Raw genomic sequence first — 24,228 nt, 5'->3', positions numbered from 1 at the left:
AGAAAATCAACTCGAAAGCGCACCCAATGCGCCATAGATTTCTGACTCGCTTTCACCCCCAGAGTGCTTTACAAAAACATAAAAATGGTCAGATTTACTTGACCATTAAAACTGAAAGAGTTGATATTAGTGCTAAACTTATTTTAAACGCATTAAGAATGGTAGAGCCAATCGGAAGGAAAACATGAGATATAAGCAGATATTAGTTGCTATTGATTTATCTAAATCCAGTGAAGTAGTGATCAATAAAGAAATCTCGTTAGCTGGAAACGTTCATTCTAAAATTTCAACGCGATAAGTATTAATATTCAATTATATAAACGGTTGTCCCATTTTACATTTAGATAATACTCGAGTTCAGCAGAACCTACCCAATCTGCATAATTATCCGCCAAAGACCTTTGTACATTTACATTTCCAGCAATTTAGAGGTTTAGTAACTTTATGGACGATCTGATAGAATTAAGAAAAGCGCTGGTAACTCATCAGATAGACAAGAATTTCCCCGAAGAATCTCTAGGAAAAAGATGTTGCGAAATCGCCTGTGGGTCTCTGGAAAATGGTTGTTATGGTGTAGGAGCTATTCTGTTCGATAAAAATGATAATATTCTCATTGAAGCGGGTAACGAAATGTTCCTTGAGGGATTTCACTCGGCAAGACATGCCGAGATGTTGGTTATTGACCGTTTTGAATTACAGTATCCCGAATATGGTGATCGCAGCGGGTTAACTATAATGGTCTCTCTTGAACCATGCCCGATGTGTCTCACCCGGTTGCTGCTAGCCGGGATTGGTGAAATAGTATATCTGGTGAATGACGATGTAGGAGGTATGGCCGAGAGAATCGACCGAATGCCTCCTGCCTGGATTAATCTGGCCAGCCTGCAAAACCGCAGATTGGCCAAAGTCTCCAGGCCCCTTGCCAGACTAGCGACACGCTTGGCCGGTTGTCATTTAGGCGAGTTACGGAGCCGCCTTCTTGCTCATATCCGTTAGTATTATAGTGATATAGTGATAATATCAAACGCATTAATAAAGTGATCTGACTTCCCTCACTTTGGCAGAGTTTTTTTGCCTGTTCTACCTGATGCCTAACGTTATTCCATCTTAGGCTGACCTACTCAACGATGTGTTTATAATCTTCAAATACAAAATTGACCAAATCATCGCCTCTTAACTATGCCCATGCCTGTTCAATGGCACCTAGCTCGTAGGGTGTGCTCCGCGCACCGATTTCCGCTACTACTTGCAGTGCATATTTAGATATGCTCGAAACATACGGTAGATACAATATGAGTAGACAACAGCGGCACTAATGAATGTGTGGGATAAAATGTATCTAGTGAATAGATTGGAATGTGATTGCGTTAAAAAAGAGGTTAAGCCTACAAATCCCTAACCCCTTTTTTATTCGTATCAACAGCTGTTATGAGATTGCAATCTTATGAACCTCACTGCCCGTTGGTTTTATTTTTGGCGCGGTGAGCTTCAATAAACCGTTTACCAATTCGGCTTTTATGTCTTCTTCTTTAACATTTTGTCCTACATTAATGCTGCGGCTAAAGAAACCACTCCTTATCTCTTTTCTGATAACATTATCTACTTCAGATTCTTTGTCTTCATACATCTTAGCTTCAATGGTCAGCAAACCATTTTGGAGTTGGACATTGATATCCTTTTTTTCGACTCCGGGCAACTCAGCGACGAAGATAAATTTATCATCTTTTTCAATAATATCTACGCGTGGTTCAAAATAACCCTCTCCACCTTTTAGTTTGTTTAAGGCAAAAAAATCGTCCAAAATATGTTCAGGGCTTAACCATTGCTTTCTTGGTATTATGTTGTTCATTATTTCCTCCTACAAAATATTTCTAATACACCGAGAAATTATTTTCTCGGTTAAAGTATAGAACAGATGTTGGAAGTACAGCGCATAGCCTAAAGAAGCATGGTATTTATTTGGTTAAGTATAAATTGTATTTTTAACCAAATAAATAGCGCTATTGCAGGTCTGAAATTAGTTAAAATCGCAATTATATCAAGGGAGCATTAAAGAGAAAACAGAGGGAAATGAGCGCATCTGGCAGATGTTAATAGGTTGGCTCGCTAGCATCGCATAAATGAACAGAAAATAAATGAATTTGGTATTAAGTAGAAAAAATTTACGCCCGCTCATTTCCATCAGCGAGCATAAAACCCTGTCTATCCTTATAAATAGCTTTTTTAATAGACTGCATTAACCCTTCATTAACTGGCTCATAGGCTGACGCTATTTTTGTGGGCTTTTTGTTTTTAGCAAAACCACGACAGCCATTATGCATGCACGTTTAATGTTTCTGCTATCAGTGTTATCAAACAGCTTTAACTTTTAACGGTTAATCATTTCTCAACCAGATATCAGCATTCACTTGCTCTTTATTTTTGCTTTTTTTCTTGCCACTGCCTTCGGGCTTTGCCACTGGCTTATCTACGGCTGAAGATCCATCATTCATCACTTCAGCGGTTTCAAAACCCGCAACTTGCTCTCGTTCAAGGCGAAGCTTGTTCTTCTTTTCGATAACATTGAAATGATGCAAATCGTCATGATCGATAAGTGATAAGGCGAGGCCCACCTCCCCAGCACGGCCGCTTCGACCAATACGGTGCATGTAGTCTGATGGGCTTCTTGGTAAATCAAAATTAATCACCACGGGCAGTTTTTCGATGTCCAGACCACGGGCAGCAATATCAGTTGCAATTAACACATCAATCTCGCCTGCTTTAAATGCGTCAAGCACACGACTACGAGCGCCCTGGCCTTTATCGCCATGAAACACTTCTGCGCTAATACCACGTTTAGAAAGCTTTTCAGCCAAGTGATTACAGCTGTTTTTCGCATTGACGAAAATCAGCGCTTGTTGCCATTGATGCTGCTTGATTAAATGCGCTAATAAGGCTGTTTTTTGCCCCTTATTAACGGTAAAAACACGCTGTACTAAGGTGCTAGCATCGCTACTTTGCAATTGAATTTCAACCGGATCGTTAAGCAGTTCCTGGGTTAAAGCTTGTACTTGCTCAGGAAAGGTCGCTGAAAACAATAAAATTTGTTTACTCGATGGCAATAAAGCGAGCAGCGCAGATAGCTCGTCGGTAAAACCTAGGCTTAACATTCGATCGGCTTCATCCAGCACTAAGGTTTTAACTCTATCGAGCTTAATGGCATTACTTGAAATCAAATCGAGCAGTCGGCCAGGCGTTGCAACCAAAATATCAGTGCCGCCACGTAATGCCAGCATTTGAGTATTCGCAGATACGCCACCAAAAACAGCAACGGTTTTAATCGCGCCGTTAAAATGCGCTGCATATGATTTTATGCTGTCAGCAACTTGCTTAGCAAGTTCTCGGGTAGGCACCAAAATCAGTCCAGCAACATAGTTACCTTCACGGTTTTTGCTACTCAGTGTTTTGTTAATAGGCAAGTGCTGCCCGAATTGCTGCAATAAGGGCAACGCAAAAGCGGCGGTTTTACCCGAACCGGTATTTGCCCCAGCAATTAAGTCTCGTCCCGCTAATACACTTGGGATAGCTTTCGCTTGGATAGGCGTTGGCTGCTGATATTCCAGCTCAGTTAATCGCGATAACAAGGGTGAAATAAGGCCAAGTTCTGTAAAGTTGGCTGATGTTGTAATCTGGGTTGTGATTTGGGTTGTGTCAATGCTCATTGATATAAAGGGCTCAAAGATAAGATAATAGCCCACTATTTTAGCTTATTTATGCCCCAAAATCGATCACCCCCGACCGTAATATCATTCAATCCCTAAATAAATCGAGTTTGATTCGCTGCCAATTCAAACCTTAAGTAACGCAATGAAAGATAGAATATAAAAACACATAACACCCACTTAAAATTCGCCAGGGTCGAGCGGCGCTTTTAATGTGACTGTTATATTTTTCATTTTGTCGAAACATTGATAATATCCTTAAAATACGCGGCATCTGGTTCAGATACGCAGAAAATGGGCCGGTGGCTAATAAATAATCCCACAACATAGCGCTATTAAGCTCATGTTATAATCAAAAAATTGGACCTCTAAATGATAATTTCCGAGCGCCCCTCCAAGCTGAGTTTACCCCAGACTAATCCCGGCGTCGCCACGGTGCTGGAATACCTGATCATTAAATTTCCTTATATTGATGCTCGGATTTGGCGACAGCGAATCACTGATGGCAAGGTACACTACCACGACGGCTCACTGGTAACGGCACGATCGCCCTTTCAACCGCAGCAAAGAATCTACTATTACAGGGAAGTCGAAAGCGAGCCCAGCATCCCCTTTAAGGAAACGATTTTATTTCAGGATGAGCATATTTTAGTGGCCCATAAACCCCACTTTCTAGCGGTCACCCCCGGTGGTAAATATGTAAATGAATGCCTGCAAAATCGGCTACGACGCAGCACCGGCATTGAGGCTTTACAAACCTTACACCGCTTGGATAGAGTGACAGCCGGCTTAGTTATGTTCTCTGTTAACCCGGATACCCGCCATCGTTACCATCAGTTATTTAAAACACGACAGATACACAAAAGCTATCAGGCCATTGCCTCAATTAGTGACGCTGAAAACCTTACCGGTCAGGAGTGGGAAATTAAAAATCGTATCGTGCAGGGCGAACCACGCTTTCGCATGCGGGTAACCGAGGGCGAAGCCAATAGCCACTCGGTGATTCGATGCTTGCGACAATCTGCGCAGACGGCGTTATTTGAATTAACCCCCGTTACGGGTAAAACCCATCAATTACGCGTTCATATGCAGGCACTGGGCTTGCCCATACTGAATGACAAATACTACCCGCAATTAGAGCCACTATCAGCGGATAACTATGCAGCTCCCTTGCAGTTACTGGCAAAGGAGCTGCAGTTTATTGATCCGGTGACTGAGAAGCCAAGGTGCTTTCGTTCTGACAGTAACTTATTGCTGCAATCAGATATCGCTGCAATGACATAAAACAGCCAACGGCGGACAAACATTTTTGTTTTTACAGTAAGCTTAATGTCTTACTTTTATAAAAATTCAGCCAAATTTTGCTTTAATCAACAATACTCATTTTGACAGTAATGCCTACACAACTGGCTGAAAATTAAGTGCCAGAATGTAAAGCGAAACTCAACAGCCGGCACTTGTTTATTTGTTACAAGCTTGTTTTTTAATCCCTAATTCAGATCAGCAGCGTATTTTTTTAGTAACGCCATTGGCACAATCTCTATCGCTCTAATGTGAGTCCTTTGAAGATGAATTCTGGGCGCCATATTATTTTTCTCAGCCTCTAACCATCGAGAGGCACAGACACACCAGCTATCTCCAGGCTTTAAACCTTTAAAATTAAACTCAGGTGCAGGTGTAGATAAATCATTACCTCTAGACTTTGAATATTCCAAGAACTCTTTGGTTACTTTAATACAAACCGTATGCGAACCCGCATCATTTTTATTGGTATTACATTTACCATCGCGGTAAAAGCCGGTGATTGGGTTTTCACAACAGATTTCTAATGTTTCACCAAACACATTGACTGATTTATCCATATCCATAAAACAACACCTTTAATTTATAACTAATAAGAAAGCCAACGCCTTAATAACAGGAAAAACATGACGGACTAAATAGCCCGCCATATTTTGTCCTTGTTGATTAACTGTTAGTTTTTTTAACTTGCCTTGCCGGCTTCTGTTGCCTCAGGGACTTCTACAAGTTTTCCAGATTTACAGTCATAAATATAACCGTAAACAGGAATATCCTTTGGCACCATTGAATTACTTTTAATTCGTTGAACATCGGCCAAAACGCTTTTCGATTGATCACTAATGGTAAGCCATTCGATGAATTTTCCATCGGTTGTACCGCCACCGGCATTACTATCATGCCAGCCTGATTGATCTACACTGGCTGTTTTTAGGCTACCCGATAACAGGTCACCCATAATTTCATTGTTGAATGTTTCCATCCCACAATCCGTATGATGAATAACAAACCATTCTTTTGTTCCAAGTAACTTATATGAAATTACCAAGGAACGTATTGCATCATCACTGGCTCTACCACCAGCATTACGAATCACATGAGCATCACCTTCTGCAAGGCCTGCATATTTAGCAGGGTCTAAGCGGGCATCCATACAGGTAAGAATGGCAAACTGTCGGCCAGGAGGCATTGGCAAATCACCTTTATCACCAAAGTTTGCGACATAATCTGCATTTGCTGAGGTTATTTCATTAATTACTTTACTCATCTTTTACTCTCACTTTTATAGCCGCTATGATTTTTTTAGCGATTCCCTATGCGGCGACTTTGGAAACCTAACCGTGTATTAGTCTACATTATCACTAATACACGGTTAAAATTTTGTTTATTGATCGAGGTTATATAGTAACAGACTTACAAAGCAGTGACGTGGTTTAATGGATTCCCCCTCTCCCAGTTAAGACATAATGAACTTAATTAGAGAAATAGAATGGCAACCCGCAAAAATATTCAAAAGAATTAAAATTAGATGCAATATTGCTCGTTAATAAGCAAGGCGACAGTAAAACTGAAGCGCCTAGAAACCTTGCTATTAGCCTAGGATGACTGGGTAAATGGATTAGAAATGCTGAAAAAATGATGAGATTGCATTCAGGGGCAATAGTAAATTAGCGCCTGAACAATTAGAAATTCGTCAACTTAAAGAAAAAAATTGCAGACATCCATTAATTACAATGATAATAATTTAACGCATGTTTAAGCACCTCAACGGGTAGAGTTGCACAAGACCTCATTAAAGTATTTTAAATCAGACGATTAATGTAAACATTGATGCAGTACATTTTTCTTGGCAATCTAATATTGTCCCGTATGTTCAGTGTAGGAGGCAAATTATTCTAACAACCTAACAGTGCTATGCTTATCATCCTTTAATACTCATCTAATCCAATCAACAAGCCTCTAAATAGTTGATAAAAGTACAGAGCATAACTTGTGTCTGCTGGTTACATTATACTGCTACAAGACCAAAAAAGGATTTACCAACAATGTGTGAGCATGCTTTTTATTGATCACAACAACTGCCATCATGGCCATGCACAAAACTTTCCCGCTATATAGTTTTCACCACACAAAAAAGCACGATGTACACAATGGGAAATACAATGACAAATTTTTAGAGAATAAATTTGAACAGCTTCAGCTGGCTTCGAAGAAGTGAATAACAGGGATGTTATTCATATAATAAGCCGCATCAACCAAGGAAACGGGTGCTGCACAAGATTGCTCAGAATGATCTTCTCATTATTCAAAAAAATGCCCAAATAACTGGCTAAAAATTGAAGGCTGGAATGTGAGACGAAACCTAACAGCCCGCACTTTTTAGTGCCTTGTTTGTTGTCAGCTTTTTTTAACGCCTAATTCAGATCAACTGCGTATTTTTTTAGTAACGCCATCGGCACAATATCTATCGCTTTAATATGAGTCCTTTGGAGATGAATTCTGGGCGCCATGTTGTTTTCCTCGGCCTCTAACCATCTCGAAGCACAGAGACACCAGCTATCTCCAGGCTTTAAACCTTTAAAATCAAACTCAGGTATAGGTGTAGATAAATCATTACCTCTAAATCTTGAATATTCCAAGAACTCTTTGGTTACTTTAATACAGACCGTATGCGAACCAACATCATCTTTATTGGTATTACATTTACCATCACGGTAAAAACCAGTGATTGGTTTTTCACAACAGATTTCTAATGTTTCACCAAACACATTGACAGATTTATCCATATCCATAGAACAACACCTTTAATTTATCATTAATAAGAAAGTTAACCAAGCTGCAGAATTTCTCATTTTCAGCCCGTCGATATAAAATACAAACCACATTAATTTACATTTTATGAATATTCAATTAGTTACTTTGATTTTTAATAATAGATTGATAAAATTGAGTGATAAATTGGTTTATTGAGGGCGTATAACGTCAGGTATTTAAGATCAGGGCTGCGTCCTTATTTCTTAACTTCTCTGTATTATCCACTAAGCAATACATATGCGATTGCCCATTCACTTTCTCTTGCCTGCGAAAAATGCATCATAAAGCCTAACCTTGCGCGTAACTAACTACCAATAACGGCGCAAATTTCGGCAGTTCGAGTTGACACGATTGTTGGGCACAAGAACTATCTTTATATCACAGCCGGGCTTCTGTTGCCGTTCCTCCCATTTTCTTAAGCTTATCTGCTACTATGTTGACGGCTATTACATATTTTGTAAACTAATGGTTTTCCAAATATTTTGTAGGCACCGAGCACTTAAATCGATAAACAGGAATCAAACATGCCTGCATTTCCCGAGGCGGTAGAGCGTAATAACCAAAAGAAATATCATCCACCTGAACCTTCGCTGTTCGTGCAGAAAGATTGGAGAAAGCCTCGTAATTCTGAAAAATATCAGTGGCTGTTAGAGCTAAAATAAGTTCGATACTTTTTTCTCTTTCTGCGGTCCGCGCCAGAATTTCAACGCTTTCATGACTTGATGATCGTCGCTAAAAGTAAGAACACAGCACTATAGTATGCGCCTATTCTCAAACAGGAGATCACGGGACTAAAATATCAAAACACACCTGTTCTAAAAAACTTGCCAATCGCTCTTTCCTCTCAAGAAAAAAGTGCAAATTATGTTCTCTTTAGATTAAAGATATTAGCTGTTGGTTGCATTGTTATAAACTTGCGGATTGCGGATTCAAGCAGCCTTATCTTTACGGATTAAGGACATTGATTTTTCATTAAAGGAAGAAAGACACAGCATCTGGCTATTTATCTTTTAAAACACCCAAAAAATTGGGCCACGTAATCCCCTTCCATTTTTATCTAATGAACAAACGCTTTAACAAGTAAAATCATGGTGAGAATTGAATACCCGTTCAGGATGATGAGCGGGTGTCACTTCTTTTCACTCAGTTCGGCCTTGCACGAAGACCTAGGATTCGAACTGGTGCATTAGAAAGAGATTGGGCAGTGCATTAAGACATTAAGACATTAAGACATTAACTAAATATGTTAAGAGACATTAAATGACTAAATAATTTTTTCAGCCTTTGTCAAACAAGCATGTGACAGCTTATAAATTGGGCTCCAAAATGAGAAACTATCGCCAGAAATAAGGCTGGATACTATCATCTGTTATCCGCTCACCTATATGGCTATAGCCACCAGCATGGCTTAACTTGTCGCCTCGGTGATGGCTGCACTTAACGGTCAAAATGATATTTCAATCGGTAACCTTATTATAACGGCTGGTATTTTGGACGCAGCAGTATTAATCCACCCGGTATCCGCAGCCGGATTTAACGAAATCCATTTTATCACTATGCTGATCTTTGCTTTCATGCTATTACTCTTTGCTTAGAGTGCTTTACCTATTGGTCGCCGTGAAAGTGTGGTCGCCGTGAAAGTGACCTACTACTGATGGCTTAGGTTATATAAGTTATCTGGTGATCCAGGCTGTATAATTTCCCGCTATGTTGAGATAGCTTTAAGCACAAATTTTCTGTTAAAATTTATCTTGGCATGGTGTGCTTATATGCTAATTTTTTGGAAAAAATAATACTCGAAAGGTCAACACGCCCTAAATAGCCATAATAGTTTAAAAAAACAGCAGCAACGAGATCTGAAATGGTCATGGGCAAGGCAAGTTGTTGAAAATAAAGAATGAAACATTTAGAATGCTCTTCGTGATTTAGCTCACTGTATCAATTACTTATAACAGAGGAATACATGTCGAAAAAAATTGAAATCGCATTAGAAACAACCATTTTTAAAAGTCGTTGGTTGTTAGCCCCCTTTTACGTGGGTTTAATGCTTAGCATTATATTGTTGTTTGTGAAATTTGTTCAGGAATTTTGGCATATCGCCAGTAATGTTATTTCAATGCCGGAAAGTGACGTCGTGATTGGTATCTTGGCGTTGGTTGATTTATCACTTGTGGGCAGTTTATTACTGATGATTATTTTTAGTGGCTATGAAATTTTCATCTCAAAAATTGATTTGGGTGATCATGAAGACCGTCCTGAATGGATGGGAAAGGTTAACTTCTCAGGTCTCAAACTGAAAGTCATCGGTGCCATTGTTGCGATCTCAGCAATTGACCTGTTAAAAGTTTTTATGAATCTTCCAGCCAGTCTTTCGAATGAGCAAGCAAATTTGGTCATGTGGAAAGTTATTATTCACTTAACATTTGTTGTTTCAGGGCTGATCTTTGCTTACATGGATAAAGTAGCCGGCGATACTAAGCGCCATTAGCTATTACTTACCTGTTTAAAGCCAGCACATTGGCGTATATCATCACCAGCAGGTAACCAGTTTTATTGAGCGCAACGCATTATTGCTAAGTGATGATCTATCTCGATGCATAGTTGGCTCTTTAGCTGAAAGATTAAATTTAACCTGCCCCATTTGTTTTGTTGATCTGTGTGGCACTTTCATTGATATGAACGAGGTAAGATTCAAAACATGGGGTAAAGTATATTTAAATTTTATGAAAAAGACGTTTATTCTATTTATACAATTGCCATCGTAGAAAGGTTGTTTGACCCTCATTATCTTGTGAATTATCGAGGGCAGACAATGTTAGAATATGTTCTTTTTAGTCATTCCTAAAAGGATAAATTGTGCAGGAAAAACCCGAGAAACAAAAGTCGCCCTCGATATTCAAGGTTGTATTCAGTGTTATCGCGGCAGCATTTGGTGTACAGAGTAGTAAGAACAGTGAGCGGGATTTCACCACGGGTAACCTGCTCGTCTTTATTGCCGTGGGACTCATATTAACGATTATGTTTATTATGACGATTATCGGTATCGTGAGTCTGGTTCTAGGAGCCTGATCGGATATAGAAAAAGTAGTGAGATTAAGACTGGTTAGGTATGAAGAAAAGCAGCATCTGCCCCTTTCCACCTTAGAACCCTAACGCACAATCTCCCCTCCGACTTATAAAGCGGCGACGTACACCAGCAAGACAATAGGTTTATTTAACTATTTTGACTTGGAAAGATCCTAAAGGTGAACAGTATTTTTCTGCTAAAAAAGCTTCACATCATAGTTATTCGCATTTACCTTCTATTGTTGACAAACCACCAAAAAAAGTGAATTCTGTGCGTTTTCAAGGGAGCTTAGATAAGAAATGATTCAAGAATATTTACGTTTTATAAGGCACAGCTGGCCAATACTCATTTTTGGAATGATGACAGTTTTCATGGGGAATTTTGGTCAGTCGTTTTTTATCAGCTGGTTTGGCAGCAGCTTTCAAGAAAGTCTTGGTCTATCAGCCACCAGCTATGGAACTGCCTACTCGTCGGCCACACTTGCAAGTGGCCTGCTTCTTATGTGGATTGGTGGGAGCATTGACAAGGTCTCGTTAGAAAAGTTTGTCATATTCTGCACCATTGGACTTTTCCTGGCGGCGCTCACTCTCTGGCAGGCCAATAATCTAACTATGCTTGTAATCGGGATTTTTCTTCTGCGTTTTTTTGGTCAGGGACTGTTTCCACACACCGCCATAACCACAATGATGAAAACGTTTTCTTTGAATCGAGGGAAAGGTCTGAGTGTGGCAACCACTGGCGTCCCCTTAGGTGAAATCATACTGCCTTCTGTTGCCGTATTTCTTATTGCACAATTCGGGTGGCAACAAAGCTGGATGGTGATCGCACTGTCAGTCCCCCTACTTTATCTTCCTATGGCACTTTTTCTTATTAAACGCGGGAAAAATAAAAAATATGCTGAGCATAATCCCACTGTCGATAATGAAACTGCTAAACCACTCAATGAGGATGGCTCCAGAAGAACACTACTTTCTGATTTTCGTTTTTGGCTGGCACTACCAACCGTCCTTTCTACACCTTTCATCATGACAGGCATATTTATTCATCAGGGATTTTTTCTACCCGAAATGGGCTGGACACCCATGCTTTTTGCCAATTGCTTTGTCTTTTATGGGATTACCCATTGGCTTTCATCAATGTATGCAGGCGCATTGGTGGACCGATTCAGCGGAAGACAACTGTTAAAATATTACCCCATTCCTATGCTCATGGCTTTGCTGCTGGCATCACAACTGACTGGCGACTGGGTTGCTTACGTGCTGCTTATTTCACTCGGCACTGCCATCGGCTCCGGCGGTCCAATCATTAATGCGCTTTGGGCTGAAGTGTATGGCACTAAGCATCTTGGGAGAATCCGAGCACTTATGGCATCTCTTGCTGTAATATCGACCTCTATTTCTCCTATCTTATTTGGCTATCTTATTGACAGCGGCATCACCGGCCCTGAGCTTTTCTTCTGGCTCTTTATGTACGTATTACTGGCCATGTTTTTCGCTTTCTTTTCATACTCTAATAAGAAGACACTAAAGATTTGATTATACCGCCAGCAAATAGACATCCACCTTGTTAGTCTGTACGAATTTGCGGCCTAGGAAAGTAATCTATCAAATATCTTAATTAGCTCAACACCACCTGCTCTCTTGCCGGAGAAAAAACGATTAGCCTATAAGTCAGCTAACCGTTTTTTCTACCGATTCAAGTTATTCACATATTATTTGAATCGGATTTTTAAAAAGTACATGCAAGTACACTTTTATTAGCACTTCCTTGCTATTTATTTCTGTAGGGGTTTATTCAGTTTTCTTACCCTATTCATATTTTCAATGGCTGCTTTCTTAAATATAAGGGTAAAAAAAGCAAGTGTTAAGATGATTAAGACTGGCGGTTCAGGTACTTGAAAAAGGAATTCTGAATGTTGAGTCTTTTCTGCAAATGAGTGAGGACTAAATTCTAATGCATAAGTATAACCTTCGTATAAAGTGCCCGTTGTTTTTCCTGGCCATAGATGGTCATAATCACAACCGGGCGATAAACATTCATGGATATAACTCCCCTCAGGAGTACGCATAAAGCGGGTGTTAATCATATCGACAGATGTTTCAAGACTGTAATTAACCGGGGCACCCTGTACTCTGAATGAAAATGAAGCCAATACCCAAGCTTCAGAAGCTTCGGGGATTGTGGTCATTGTGGACTTGATAGTGGCACTATTGCCTTTAATATTCCATGTTAGTTGGTTCAATAAATCACCATTAAATGCCTGTAGTTGCTCTGAGCCGCTATCGGCTGTACTTGGAAAAAAGCTACGCTCAAAATACTTACTGGTATCGGAACCTCCGAAATAACTAATGCCCCCGTCAATGCTACTACTTTCAAAAATGATCGAAGCAGAAGCAGAGTTTGTTAATAAAGTAATTGAAATCAATATTATATATAAGGTTTTTGTAAAAATATTTTTTGTATTCATGGGTAGCCTCTTTATCAGTGAGGTAATAAAGGCTATCTATTTATAAATTCCTTTTATATCAGCCTTAAATTACCAATGGGTAAAAAGAGCAATACTGCTAATTGCTCTGCTAGCTAGCTACTAATAACAGAGCAAAAATCATACCAATCTACAAAAAGTTTTTCTTTTAAAGGGGTTATGGTTTTTCCGGATTCGTGGTTATTTTCGAATGTAAAAAAATCGACGTTTTTATTTTAAACTTTTTAAAATAGTATTGAACCTGTCTTAAATAGATTTGAAAATAATCTTTAATTTTATTGATAGTTTGTTATTTCATCAGTAAAAGCATTCAAAAAATAATTTGTTGTTTTTTTGGAAGGAAGAGATCTGCGTCATCGGCTGATGATAAAAAAGCTTTGTTGCAATTGTATTAAAAAATAGGGAATAAGCCTTTGCTTCTTCCCTATTATAACCAAAGCACTTTATCTACCCTATTGTACGGTTATCCCTGCAACACCGAAGCCACTATAGCCTCCGAATTCACCCACTGGATGGATATTTATATCGACGATACCTTCAAATTCAATGTCAACTTTCATGGAATGCCATCCATAACCTGAAGGTACCTCAATTAATTCACTTTCACCGTTGATAACCAGCTCAACAAATGCTGCATCATAGCTCCAAACTGCCGCAATAAAATAGACAGAAGCCGTATTTATCTGTTGATCAGCACTTTCAAGTTTAATTTCAGCACCGTTAGCCTCATTCCATGACATGCTTTGATAACCTGAATTTATTTCAGCTCCATCATTAATGACAGAATAAATATCATCACGATATATTTGTTCACCATAAAAGGATAAGTTTTGCAGAGAAGCATTAGAGAGTTGTCCATTATCCTTAATCGCTTTTGCAGTGTAAAAAGTGACGTCTGTGGTATCAATTACTGCACCAAAATTTGTATCTATATCAACAAAAGCTGCATAGTTAAAAACAGGGGAGGCAACAGAAGTATTTTTTTCTAAATTTTCTTTATCAAAAACAATGCCAGCAAACATAACAGTGCTGTAACCTGAACGATCGGACTCTGTTGCTATATGGACAGGTACAGTGCCATCAAAAACAATATCAATGGCAAAGGAATGCCAAGCATAACCATTAGGTAGCGTAATAACCTCAACCTGATCACCCGCTGTTACAATAATATTAGATTGCTCGTCAGACCATACACCTGCTTGCATATACAAACGCGCAGTTTGTTTATTGCCCGTACCCTGTAAAACAAATGAGAGGCTATTATTGCTGTTAAATGCCATACTCGCGTAGCCATTATCAATTTCAACACCCTGATTTTGAAAGCTAAAATAATCTTCATTTGAATATCTTATTTCACCAACATTAGCCGTAAAGCTACTGTTATTAAGCGTATCTTTGGTATATTCCTGATTATATGCAAGATCACTTTTAAAGGAATAAAGTGTCTTTTCACCAATCTCAAGATCCACCACTTGTGCAATAATCTCATGCGATAGGACAACCTTTCCAGTAAACTTGACTGAACTGATACCCTGCTCAGCAGCCGTGTCCTGATCAGCAGCAATGACCTGATCGACAGCAGTGACCTGATTAGCAGCAGTGTCTTCATCTGTAATAAAATCAGTCGGTACTTGATAACAGAATTCGTCAGACTTTCCCATTCCCGCTTTATTAAATGCTGTAATGCGATAGCAATATGTCTCATTACTAACAAGATCTAGATCATTATATTCTTGGCTATTAACAGGTAATATCGCAATATTTTGAATTTTATCCTCGTTTAAAAGCCGTTTTTCGACTAAAAAACCATCTTCATTTGATGAGTTATCGCTCCATGTAATCTGTAAACTTGCAGATAGTACAGCAGGACTAATAACTAATAAAAAAATTAAAATTAGGCGGTTATAGATTAAATTAACTCGTTGATTCATTTTGTCTCCACAAAAGTGATCAAGCAGTTATTTATAATTTGCAAATTAGAAGGGATGATAAGAAGTGCTATCGCCTTGGTAACTCCGCTGCCATAGACTAAATAGTCAATCAACAGGCCGGTGGTTTTGCGTATTAAGGTTTCCCTTAATTTGCTTTTTTCCAGCTACAATATTTAAACAACTGAATGGAAATAATAGGATTGATTAAATTCGAGCGTATTTAAACAGAAAATAGTACAAAACAACATCAAAATTTGACTATTAATTGATTAAAAAAGCTAAAATTATAAGGTACATCCGAGGACACTTTTATTAATACCTCCTTAGTGCTCATTTCTGCAGGTTCTTATTCGGAGACTGATACGTTCTACCGTATTCATATTTTCAAGCGATTCTTCCTAAAAATAACGGCAAAAAAAGCAAGCATTAATATGATTAATAATGAAGATTCAGATACTTACAGAAGGCATTCTAAATTTTTAATTGTTGATTATCTTCAGTCAGTTAGTGTAGAAAAAATGCTAATATATAAGTGTAACCTTTAGATAAAATACCCGTTTTTTCCTGTACGTAGCCAGTCAAAATAATAGCCAGACGATAAAATTAATGGAAATCACTCCTATCTGAATAACACTGAAAGTGTGCGTTAAGCATATCGGCAGATGCTTCAAGTCTGTAATCGTGGAGCTATCTACTCTTAAAGCAAAGTTAAGCTCTCCTCAGCTGAGAATCTTCGTCATTGCTGATTTGATAGTGATTAACCTGGAAATGTCGAGTGTATGCTGAGAATCAAGCCATAAAAATGATGGTTGAAAATTCTAAGTTAGCTGAATTAAGCCTTCTAATTAATCTTGTTTAATAAACAGAGTGGCTTATTGAGGAGGTTTGTAGTCAAAAAAAGGCTAGAGGCATCCTATTCACATAGTTTAATGACAAAAGTCAGTAAAATAATTTTAAACAATGACTCCTTTTTATTCTAATTCAGGCTACCAAATCCAAGGTATAAAAGCTTTATTGCTTTTTTGATATACACGGTACCCCGCATAATGCGCGCATAAAGCTTTTTCTTCAAAACGAGATTTTAAAACCAGCACAACAACCAGTAATAACCATGCAATTAATTTCCAATAGCTAAACTGACAGAAAAGAATGCCTAAACCACCAAAGAAGAGGGAGCTGTACATAGGATGGCGGATAAATTTATAAGGACCGTGAACAACCAATGTCCCCGTTTCTTTTGGGTGTGGGCGAACATTAAAATTACTGGGACGGTTAGCCATTAATGCAGAAAAAGCAATAAAGACAGAAAGCAAAATTAATAATAAACCGACAATTGAAATCTTTAAACTTGCCAAGGGCCAAGCAATCACAGCCAGCAGTATAAATTGCGCAATCACATAAAGCATAATATCCCTCACTATTTTGTATCCAAAAATGCACTTAATGATATAGCCAATCGAGTTTGTTATTTTAGCTGTTTTTTGAAAAAATCAGAAATAACAACCTACTAATTAGGAAAGCCATTTTTTGATACAAATAAAATCAACGAGTTAAAATAAAAAACAATCACCATAAACTAACTTTGTTCCCCATACAATATGAATTAAAGGCAAAAAATAAGACAACACCATTCACTTCGCCCACTGACCTTTAGTTACTGTAGCTGTTCGTCGGATTTTATATTGGGGAGCGCATAATCTGCGGACATAGCGCCAAGCATTAGGATTGAACAGTAAACGGGGATTTTAAAATCGAGTGGCAGGTTTTTCTTTTTTACCTTAACTGATTATTAATAGTGGTACTCGAAAGAAAAAGCCGATAAGACTGATAATAAGTATGAAGAGAATAAACATCATTCCTCATAAGCTTTAAAATATACTTTAGAGCAAATTTCAAAGTTCACCTCTTTTCATCTTGACTAGCGAGTAATTTTTACATTCCTATAGTCAACTTATCTCTTTGGCCGGTTGACAGGTTGTAAACGTAGTTTAGGCATGACGCCTGCTCAAAGGTTAACGGTTCAGCACGTTATTCAAGTACCTCAACTAGAAATTACGATTAGTGAACTGATCCATCCTATTTTCAATTCATCACCTCAATGCCTACATTGCCATTGCGCATATTTCACTAAGTGGGGAAAGCGCGATCGGTACAACGCTATAAATGATTTTCTTGCCATAAGACATTCAATCATCAAACTAAAACACCTTTAGCGCCATTACATAAATGTGATGGCGTTTATACCGATGAAGAAAGAGCTAACGTCACCCAATACGCCCATAAACGCCTCATTAGTACTGAAAAAGAGAGTCATTGAAAATGATAGAGAGATTATATATTGCCATTTCGACACGAGGTTAAATAAAGAGACACAGTGACGGCTTTATAACCTCGATCACTAAGCCAAAGAAACTTAATAGCGCCGGTCACAGTAAATTAATATTGATTCATTACGCGCATTTTATAGACACTTAAAAGCGCTATACTATTATTCAAGCCTGATATTTTCATAATCTTATAGGCAGAAGGACCTTATGAATACTGAATACTATTTCGCCTGGTGGAATGTCGAAAATTTATTTGAAGAAAATAATTCAGCGAATCGTCCAGAATGGCTGCAAAAAAAGCTTAATGCAGAGCTTAAGGGATGGGGTAAAGCAGAACTGCAAATTAAGCTGCAACAATTAGCAACTGTGATAAATGCCATGAACGACGGTAAAGGTCCCGATCTTCTGGGCGTTTGTGAGGTTGAATCATCTCGCGTCCTGCTGGATTTAGTCAGAACTTTAAATCAGCCTAAACGTAATTATGCAGTTGTTCATGCAGATAACAGTGATATGCGCGGCATTGATGTTGCATTTATTTACGATAGAAACCTATTCGAAATTGAAACAACACTTGATGATGCGGGTATTGTTAAAAACAGAGTTTTTCATCATGTTATCCAAAAGCAAAATGCTACTCGAGATTTAGTCCAGGTTAATTTTAAGACCAAACAAGGAAACAATTTTATTGTGATTGGAAACCACTGGCCCTCCCGTCTTGGAGGGGAGATAGATTCCGAACCATACCGAATGATGGCCGGGGAAACACTTTCCTATTTTCTCGACCGCATTAAAAAGATACGCGGAGAGATTCCCGTTTTGGTCATGGGGGACTTCAATGATCAACCTTTTAATAGATCGTTGACCAGCTACACACTTTCATCAAATCAGATTAGCAAAGTTAAGTCGAACCGCAATAAAAATCCTTACTTGTACAATATGATGTGGCCACTGATGGACGGTACTCAAGGGACTCACTCTTATGGAGGTGAGTGGGCAATGCTGGATCAAATTCTAGTTAATCGCGGCGCATTGAAGAATAAGAAATTCTATACAAGCGCTAATAAAGTTAAAATTTTCAGTTTCGAAGGGATGATAATCAAAAACGAGGTAATACGTCACTCCAGACCCTAGAGTAAAGAGTATAACAAAAATGGTTTTTCCGACCATTTGCCGCTGACCTTAAGAGTGTATGAAGGATAGACGCATTGGGTATTGCACCTCAGCATCACAACGGTCGAGCTCCGCAAAGAAAGGCTCGCTATTCGTCAGTGTTCTATCGGCTAATGCACAAACTTTATCAACCGCGATTAACTCAGATAATTAGTCTTTGTTCGGTATAATATTTTAGTTAATCAGAATATAATTTTTCAGTTAATGTAACGATTTAAAAGCATATAAGGTAAGGTTGCCCTGCCCTTGTTTAGCCCAAGAAAAAAATGTAAAAAAACAAGACCCCGCATCTGCATCGCCAGCACAGCTGTCCAAAATCATTTCGTAGGATTTAGTCTCATTAGAAGAACTTATCGTTGCTGAAGTCAGCACCCTGTTTTAGTCCATTTTTACCGCGCCTAAATAGACCCCCTAATCCATAAAATTGGTATAATTAACAAAAAAGCAATGTTCAACGTCTATTCGCGCCCTCAATGCCTGATAAAGCATATATCATCTGCCTTATCATGCAGATAGTTAGAAGAATTCATCAATAATTGCCCTTTTTTAACCTAAATATGCTTTATTGTGGTGCAGCATACAGCCTGAGATTCATTTTTATTCCCTTCTCCCCCTCTAGATATCCTCCTTCTATTTAAAAATCATTTAAAAACAATTAGTTAAATGCCATTACTTGAAAATAAATTTTTTCAATAACCTTGGCACAAAATATGCTGCGTTAAGCTAGTCGTATTAAAAACGGCCCCCGCAGCTACGCGGGTTAAAAAGAAAGTAGTTAGCATCCAATAAACTGTTAAAAATGTGATCAAGATACTGAGTAGTTACTTTAAATTTTGATACAGTATCTATAATGTTAAAACAATTAACATTGACTTATAAAAATTAACATTCACTTATAAAATCAACATTAATCTGTAAAGATAACATCAACTTATAATAAAAAAGGAGAAGTTATTAAGATCCAAGATAATGAAACGTGGTGTGTCGGGTGTATGCAGTAGACCTCCCTAAGATAAGCAGATTTAAAATAAAAAAATTCAAGGAGAATTTATGAAGTTAGTAAAGAAAATTTCGTTAGTCGTTGCATCAATGGCAGCAATCGGTGCTTTTTCTACCGCTAGTGCAGATAAGCTTGATGACGTTATAAACAGTGGTACTTTAAATTGTGGCGTTGTGCTCGATTTTCCACCAATGGGATATACAGATAAAAATAATCAACCAGCTGGTTTTGATGTTGATTATTGTAATGATTTAGCAAAAGTTCTAGGCGTAAAATCAAACGTAATAAATCTTACATGGGGCGACCGAATCCCTTCATTGATTTCTGCTAAAACAGATGTTGTTGTAGGATCTACTTCAGACACATTAGCGCGTGCAAAATCTGTTGGGTTTACCTATCCCTATTTTGTTTTCAAATTTCAGGTTTTATCTAAGAAAGGTGTGAAAATGACATCTTTTGACGACCTTAAAAATGTAAAGGTTGGCGCAGCTCTGGGTACTACATATGAAAAAGAGTACTTTGCATATGCAGATGACAAAGGCTGGGGAAGAGATAACTACACTTCTTTCAAATCAGAAAACGATGCCTTTTTAGGATTACATCAAGGCAAAATAGATGCGCTTATATCTACAAATACAAATATAGCAACAAAACTGACTTCAGGTCAGTTTGACAACTTCGTAGCGGGACCGTACGTTCCAAACTATGATGATGTAGTTGGTCTTATTGTAAAAAGAAGTGAACTTGCTTGGAAAAGTTATCTAAATCTATTTTTGGTTCACCAAATTAGAGATGGAAGATTAAATGAGTTACACATAAAACATTTTGGAACTCCCGTATCGTCTGATATGGTTCAATCATTAAGAGACAATAAATAAGTTTTTTATTGAGGCTTACAACCTTCAGCACTGCTGGAGGTTGTAAGCATTTAAAGGCCCCTATATTTCTGATCCGCCTAAAGTCATAAAATGAGAAAACACCAAAAAAAAGAACAAAAAAGTTTAAAGCTTAGGGTTTTGGATTGTAAATATCATAAAGTTTGAATATATAAAGGGTAAAAGTGACGTACCAGTAACCCATCATTAATTGGGAAAGACAAAGAATTTTACAGGGAAGGGCTTTTGGGCAAGGAAATAGCAAGTCTCAACGATCGATGAGATGAACATATATTCGGTACCAAAATCAAGAAGACCGCAGAATTAATCCGCTTTAAGCGGTTTATAAAATCAATCCTCCGACTTTGCCGGAGATATTTGACTATTTAAGGCTCATCAAAGAAGCTTATAAAGAGGATATATGGACAATTATGAATTTCATTGGAATGTTGTATTTGATGCATTCCCGCAACTTTTAAGTGGGGCGTTTACAACGATACATGTATCTGTTTTATCTATGCTTCTCGGCATAGTTATTGCGGTATTATTAGCTTTAGGGAAAATGTCAGATTCAAAAGTTTTTTATAATATGGCAAATATTTGGATAGAGACAGCAAGAAATTTACCAGCACTTTTTCTTATCTACATGGCGTACTTTGGCCTAGGTGCTTATGGTATCCATCTTAGTCCTTATTTTTCGGTTTTTTCTGCATTAGTATTTATAAATGCAGGATACTTGGCAGAAACATTTAGGGGTGGTTTTCAGTCAATCCCAACGACTCAATATAGTGCGGCAAAATCGCTCGGAATGAACAGCTTAAAAGTTTATCGACATGTGATATTGCCACAAATGTTTAGAAGGATTTATCATCCAATGACAAATCAATTTGTTTGGTCAATATTAATGAGCTCTCTTGGTATACTTGTGGGTATGAATGAGCTCTCAGGTGAGACGCAGAGACTTCAATCGACTTCATTTAGAACATTAGAGTTTTTTATAGTCGCAGCTGCGATGTACTTTGTAATAACAAAATTGGTGCTGTTAGCATCAGGCTTGATTGCAAAAAAAGTGTTTAAAGGGGAGCTTTCATAATGAACTTATTTACTCCTTTATCTTGGAATGATTCAGGCTTTATCTTAACCGGGATTTTAAATACCATTTATATCTCTGTCGTTGCAATAGTTATTGGAACAATTTTAGGGCTATTAATCGGATTTTTAAGAGCAGAATCTAATAAATCTGTCAATCTGGTCTTAGGCGGATTTTTAGATATTCTAAGATCTGTACCACTTATTATTCAACTTATACTTTTTAGTACTTATGTTGGTGCTATGGGACACCCGCTATCTCCTTTTATTGCAGGCTCAATTATACTGTCTCTTTATACCATGGCATTTATGAGCGAAGTTTTTAGAAGTGGATTTGATAGTGTTCCAACTTCCATGAGAACAGCGTCAAGATCGCTGGGTATGACTTACCTGCAAACAGTAATACACATCAGGGTACCGATAGGAATGAGAGCTGTTTTCCCATCTTGGCTTGGCGTCGCACTTAGTGTTATAAAAGACTCGGCACTTGTTTCAGTGATTGGATATATGGAATTACTTAGAACCGGAGAGCAGTTGATCTCAAGGACACAAGAACCCCTTATGATACTGATAGGAATAGGATTGTTTTATTTTATGATCTCATACCCCTTATCACGTTATGGTAAACATGTAGAAAGGAAAATGGCAATATGATAGAAATCAAAGGCGTGCATAAATCTTTCGGAGATTTGGAAGTTTTAAAAGGGATCGATTTAAACGTAAACAGCGGTGAAGTTGTTAGTATCATTGGTGCAAGCGGTAGTGGAAAATCCACACTTTTGTATTGTATTAATGCCATTGAGAAGATAAACAGTGGCAATATTATCGTTGATGACATAGATGTTCATGATAAAAAAACAGATAAAAACAAGTTAAGACAGAATTTAGGAATGGTATTTCAGCAGTGGAATTCTTTTCCTCATTTAACTGTATTAGAAAATGCCGCGCTTGCTCCACGAATTGTAAAAGGGTTTACTAAAGAAGAAGCAGAAGAAATTGCTAGAAACGAACTAATTCATGTTGGTCTTGGTGATAAACTTGATGTGTATCCTACCAGAATGTCCGGAGGACAACAGCAACGACTCGCTATTGCCAGAGCATTAGCAATGAAACCTGCTTATATGTTATTTGATGAGGTGACCTCAGCACTTGACCCAGAACTCGTTGGTGAAGTGTTGGATACTTTAAGATTGCTTCGGGATGATGGTATGACTATGATTTGTGTTACTCATGAGATATCTTTTGCTAAAGAAGTCTCTGATAAAGTTGCATTTTTCCATAAAGGATTAATTGAAGAGATGGGACCACCTGATGAGGTTTTGGGTAATCCTCAGAGAGAAAGAACACAACAATTTTTAAGTAAAGTTCTCTGATCTCCTTAAACGTAAACACACAGTTAACCAGAAGGCTGTTATTCTAAGAATATAAGCACCCTTTTAAGTTATAGGGTGCGATCTAATTAATGGGGATAGGTGTTTTTTTAGATACATACTCTCTGTTGTAAGTCACTGTTGGGATGAAAGCATTCAAAGCGACTTTACTGGTAAGGAAATTTTATTTTGCTCACTATTGCGAGAAAACGAGCAAAATGAGGTAATCTCAACAGAAAAAGAGTGCTAAGTCGCTTTATCCACTTAATAGTGATAACTTATAGATTCCCCACCCTTCTAAAATATTAAGAGCAGACTAAGTCCGCAATGCCGAACACCAACTGGCTTGCGGTTTTTTTATGCCTGTGATTTGTGCTCCTTGTACTAAATTAAGATACCTGCAGATAATATATGCGTACTAAACTATACAGTAACGCCCTTGATATGGCTTTAAGAATAGAAAAAACCGCATCAGGAACTGCATTCAGGATTCCCCTAAGCTTTGACCATACTTAGCCGTATTTATGGCGTAGCTAATATTCTTATCGCCACATACATATATATTTTCAAGTGAAAAAAGACGGTTAAATCTATAACAAAATTCAGCAAAAAATGCCATTCGATGACTGACATTAGGGTTGTTTTTTGTAGGAGTGTAAAGTCACATTGTAAAAATGGCTAACCTATAACAATTATCCAATCAGCAATAAAATGATTCCGATCATAACCTGAGATAATAAGTGTATTTTTCACTCTGTTATTCCTTCCTGGCGCTTAATTTGCGCACGATATCCTTATATATTTTTTCAATCACGAGATAATCATCAACAACTTACTTATTGAACTGGATGTTTCCGTGAAAAAATCTATTTTACAGGGCTTGGAAAGAGTAAATGAATTAAATTATCAAGCGCATGAAAAACAACGCTTATCGCTAGATAGAACACTACCTGTCGCTATTGTGGTGGCAGTCAATAAAAAAGCGCAAGGGCCGTCAATCAAAGCAATCAACGATTCCATTGAAAATTTTATTGTAAATATTAAAGAGTACAAAAAAATAAAGCACAACCTTGAATTAGCATTATACCAATTCTACTAAT

20 protein-coding genes, 2 pseudogenes and 1 riboswitch are annotated in these 24,228 nt (G+C 37.9%); of the genes and pseudogenes, 14 read left to right on the top strand and 8 right to left on the bottom strand.

From position 1 onward, the window contains the following. Positions 1-444: 444 nt before the first annotated feature. Entirely contained in the window at positions 445-996 is a 552-nt protein-coding gene (locus PING_RS08040) for a nucleoside deaminase (RefSeq protein ID WP_011769904.1), read from the top strand. Positions 997-1,426: 430 nt separating this feature from the next. On the opposite strand, the gene PING_RS08035 is transcribed toward PING_RS08040, so the two are convergent. Continuing rightward, a complete protein-coding gene (locus PING_RS08035) occupies positions 1,427-1,849 on the bottom strand; it encodes an Hsp20/alpha crystallin family protein (protein ID WP_011769903.1) in 423 nt (140 codons plus the stop codon). Positions 1,850-2,375: 526 nt separating this feature from the next. Continuing rightward, complete coding sequence (locus tag PING_RS08030) at positions 2,376-3,701, bottom strand: DEAD/DEAH box helicase (RefSeq protein WP_011769902.1); 1,326 nt, start codon at positions 3,699-3,701, stop codon at positions 2,376-2,378. Positions 3,702-4,073: 372 nt separating this feature from the next. Between PING_RS08030 and PING_RS08025 the strand changes: the two genes are divergently transcribed. Then, complete coding sequence (locus tag PING_RS08025; RefSeq protein ID WP_011769901.1) at positions 4,074-4,985, top strand: pseudouridine synthase; 912 nt, start codon at positions 4,074-4,076, stop codon at positions 4,983-4,985. 206 nt (positions 4,986-5,191) lie between these two features. On the opposite strand, the gene PING_RS08020 is transcribed toward PING_RS08025, so the two are convergent. Both PING_RS08020 and PING_RS08015 read right to left on the bottom strand, forming a co-directional pair. Continuing rightward, entirely contained in the window at positions 5,192-5,569 is a 378-nt protein-coding gene (locus PING_RS08020; protein ID WP_011769900.1) for a DUF2237 family protein, read from the bottom strand. 116 nt (positions 5,570-5,685) lie between these two features. After that, positions 5,686-6,267: a beta-class carbonic anhydrase gene (locus PING_RS08015; protein WP_011769899.1), complete on the bottom strand. Its 582-nt coding sequence runs from the start codon at positions 6,265-6,267 to the stop codon at positions 5,686-5,688. Between the two features lie 266 nt (positions 6,268-6,533). Between PING_RS08015 and PING_RS20525 the strand changes: the two are divergent. Then, positions 6,534-6,712: pseudogene (locus PING_RS20525) on the top strand (transposase); the annotation flags it as partial. Between the two features lie 702 nt (positions 6,713-7,414). Here the strand turns inward: PING_RS20525 and PING_RS08010 are convergent. Next, complete coding sequence (locus tag PING_RS08010; protein ID WP_011769898.1) at positions 7,415-7,792, bottom strand: DUF2237 family protein; 378 nt, start codon at positions 7,790-7,792, stop codon at positions 7,415-7,417. A gap of 546 nt (positions 7,793-8,338) precedes the next feature. Here PING_RS08010 and PING_RS20520 point away from each other — a divergent pair. From PING_RS20520 to PING_RS07995, 4 genes are all read left to right on the top strand, one after another. Then, positions 8,339-8,476, top strand: coding sequence for a hypothetical protein (locus PING_RS20520; protein WP_157035326.1), 138 nt, complete (start codon positions 8,339-8,341; stop codon positions 8,474-8,476). A 1,301-nt stretch (positions 8,477-9,777) separates the two neighbouring features. Beyond that, positions 9,778-10,302, top strand: coding sequence for a TIGR00645 family protein (locus PING_RS08005; protein WP_011769896.1), 525 nt, complete (start codon positions 9,778-9,780; stop codon positions 10,300-10,302). Between the two features lie 368 nt (positions 10,303-10,670). Then, positions 10,671-10,883, top strand: a complete 213-nt coding sequence (locus PING_RS08000; RefSeq protein ID WP_011769895.1) for a DUF2970 domain-containing protein — start codon at positions 10,671-10,673, stop codon at positions 10,881-10,883. Positions 10,884-11,180: 297 nt separating this feature from the next. Then, positions 11,181-12,416: an MFS transporter gene (locus PING_RS07995; RefSeq protein ID WP_011769894.1), complete on the top strand. Its 1,236-nt coding sequence runs from the start codon at positions 11,181-11,183 to the stop codon at positions 12,414-12,416. A 239-nt stretch (positions 12,417-12,655) separates the two neighbouring features. Here PING_RS07995 and PING_RS07990 read toward each other — a convergent pair whose 3' ends face one another. The 3 genes from PING_RS07990 to PING_RS07980 form a co-directional block, all read right to left on the bottom strand. Then, entirely contained in the window at positions 12,656-13,348 is a 693-nt protein-coding gene (locus PING_RS07990; protein ID WP_011769893.1) for a hypothetical protein, read from the bottom strand. Positions 13,349-13,818: 470 nt separating this feature from the next. Next, the gene (locus PING_RS07985; RefSeq protein WP_011769892.1) at positions 13,819-15,297 is read right to left on the bottom strand and encodes a fibronectin type III domain-containing protein; all 1,479 of its coding nucleotides are present in this window, start codon (positions 15,295-15,297) and stop codon (positions 13,819-13,821) included. A gap of 74 nt (positions 15,298-15,371) precedes the next feature. Further along, positions 15,372-15,462, bottom strand: a riboswitch (cyclic di-GMP riboswitch). A gap of 821 nt (positions 15,463-16,283) precedes the next feature. Continuing rightward, positions 16,284-16,715, bottom strand: a complete 432-nt coding sequence (locus PING_RS07980; RefSeq protein ID WP_269571624.1) for a methyltransferase family protein — start codon at positions 16,713-16,715, stop codon at positions 16,284-16,286. 576 nt (positions 16,716-17,291) lie between these two features. Between PING_RS07980 and PING_RS20515 the strand changes: the two are divergent. The 7 genes and pseudogenes from PING_RS20515 to PING_RS07945 all read left to right on the top strand — a co-directional run. Further along, a pseudogene (locus PING_RS20515) lies at positions 17,292-17,530 on the top strand (IS1595 family transposase); the annotation flags it as partial. A gap of 301 nt (positions 17,531-17,831) precedes the next feature. Further along, entirely contained in the window at positions 17,832-18,755 is a 924-nt protein-coding gene (locus tag PING_RS07970; RefSeq protein WP_011769890.1) for an endonuclease/exonuclease/phosphatase family protein, read from the top strand. 1,089 nt (positions 18,756-19,844) lie between these two features. Then, complete coding sequence (locus PING_RS07965) at positions 19,845-20,672, top strand: transporter substrate-binding domain-containing protein (RefSeq protein WP_011769889.1); 828 nt, start codon at positions 19,845-19,847, stop codon at positions 20,670-20,672. Between the two features lie 418 nt (positions 20,673-21,090). Beyond that, positions 21,091-21,762: an amino acid ABC transporter permease gene (locus PING_RS07960; protein ID WP_011769888.1), complete on the top strand. Its 672-nt coding sequence runs from the start codon at positions 21,091-21,093 to the stop codon at positions 21,760-21,762. After that, positions 21,762-22,412, top strand: a complete 651-nt coding sequence (locus PING_RS07955; protein WP_011769887.1) for an amino acid ABC transporter permease — start codon at positions 21,762-21,764, stop codon at positions 22,410-22,412. The genes PING_RS07960 and PING_RS07955 overlap by 1 nt, the downstream gene beginning before the upstream one ends. Then, a complete protein-coding gene (locus tag PING_RS07950; protein WP_011769886.1) occupies positions 22,409-23,131 on the top strand; it encodes an amino acid ABC transporter ATP-binding protein in 723 nt (240 codons plus the stop codon). The genes PING_RS07955 and PING_RS07950 overlap by 4 nt, the downstream gene beginning before the upstream one ends. 853 nt (positions 23,132-23,984) lie before the next feature. Continuing rightward, on the top strand, positions 23,985-24,227 hold the full coding sequence (locus PING_RS07945; RefSeq protein ID WP_011769885.1) for a hypothetical protein: 243 nt from the start codon (positions 23,985-23,987) through the stop codon (positions 24,225-24,227). Position 24,228: the final 1 nt, after the last annotated feature.

It is taken from the genome of Psychromonas ingrahamii 37, assembly GCF_000015285.1.
In the GTDB taxonomy this organism is placed as follows: Bacteria; Pseudomonadota; Gammaproteobacteria; order Enterobacterales; family Psychromonadaceae; genus Psychromonas; species Psychromonas ingrahamii.
This window is presented reverse-complemented; position numbering and strand designations above follow the sequence as displayed.

Excerpts from the sequence above, each read along its gene's own strand:
- PING_RS08040 (WP_011769904.1), top strand. The coding sequence starts at position 445 with ATGGACGATCTGATAGAATTAAGAAAAGCGCTGGTAACTCATCAGATA.
- PING_RS08035 (WP_011769903.1), bottom strand. The coding sequence starts at position 1,849 with ATGAACAACATAATACCAAGAAAGCAATGGTTAAGCCCTGAACATATT.
- PING_RS08030 (WP_011769902.1), bottom strand. The coding sequence starts at position 3,701 with ATGAGCATTGACACAACCCAAATCACAACCCAGATTACAACATCAGCC.
- PING_RS08025 (WP_011769901.1), top strand. The coding sequence starts at position 4,074 with ATGATAATTTCCGAGCGCCCCTCCAAGCTGAGTTTACCCCAGACTAAT.
- PING_RS08020 (WP_011769900.1), bottom strand. The coding sequence starts at position 5,569 with ATGGATATGGATAAATCAGTCAATGTGTTTGGTGAAACATTAGAAATC.
- PING_RS08015 (WP_011769899.1), bottom strand. The coding sequence starts at position 6,267 with ATGAGTAAAGTAATTAATGAAATAACCTCAGCAAATGCAGATTATGTC.
- PING_RS08010 (WP_011769898.1), bottom strand. The coding sequence starts at position 7,792 with ATGGATATGGATAAATCTGTCAATGTGTTTGGTGAAACATTAGAAATC.
- PING_RS20520 (WP_157035326.1), top strand. The coding sequence starts at position 8,339 with ATGCCTGCATTTCCCGAGGCGGTAGAGCGTAATAACCAAAAGAAATAT.
- PING_RS08005 (WP_011769896.1), top strand. The coding sequence starts at position 9,778 with ATGTCGAAAAAAATTGAAATCGCATTAGAAACAACCATTTTTAAAAGT.
- PING_RS07995 (WP_011769894.1), top strand. The coding sequence starts at position 11,181 with ATGATTCAAGAATATTTACGTTTTATAAGGCACAGCTGGCCAATACTC.
- PING_RS07990 (WP_011769893.1), bottom strand. The coding sequence starts at position 13,348 with ATGAATACAAAAAATATTTTTACAAAAACCTTATATATAATATTGATT.
- PING_RS07985 (WP_011769892.1), bottom strand. The coding sequence starts at position 15,297 with ATGAATCAACGAGTTAATTTAATCTATAACCGCCTAATTTTAATTTTT.
- PING_RS07970 (WP_011769890.1), top strand. The coding sequence starts at position 17,832 with ATGAATACTGAATACTATTTCGCCTGGTGGAATGTCGAAAATTTATTT.
- PING_RS07965 (WP_011769889.1), top strand. The coding sequence starts at position 19,845 with ATGAAGTTAGTAAAGAAAATTTCGTTAGTCGTTGCATCAATGGCAGCA.
- PING_RS07960 (WP_011769888.1), top strand. The coding sequence starts at position 21,091 with ATGGACAATTATGAATTTCATTGGAATGTTGTATTTGATGCATTCCCG.
- PING_RS07955 (WP_011769887.1), top strand. The coding sequence starts at position 21,762 with ATGAACTTATTTACTCCTTTATCTTGGAATGATTCAGGCTTTATCTTA.
- PING_RS07950 (WP_011769886.1), top strand. The coding sequence starts at position 22,409 with ATGATAGAAATCAAAGGCGTGCATAAATCTTTCGGAGATTTGGAAGTT.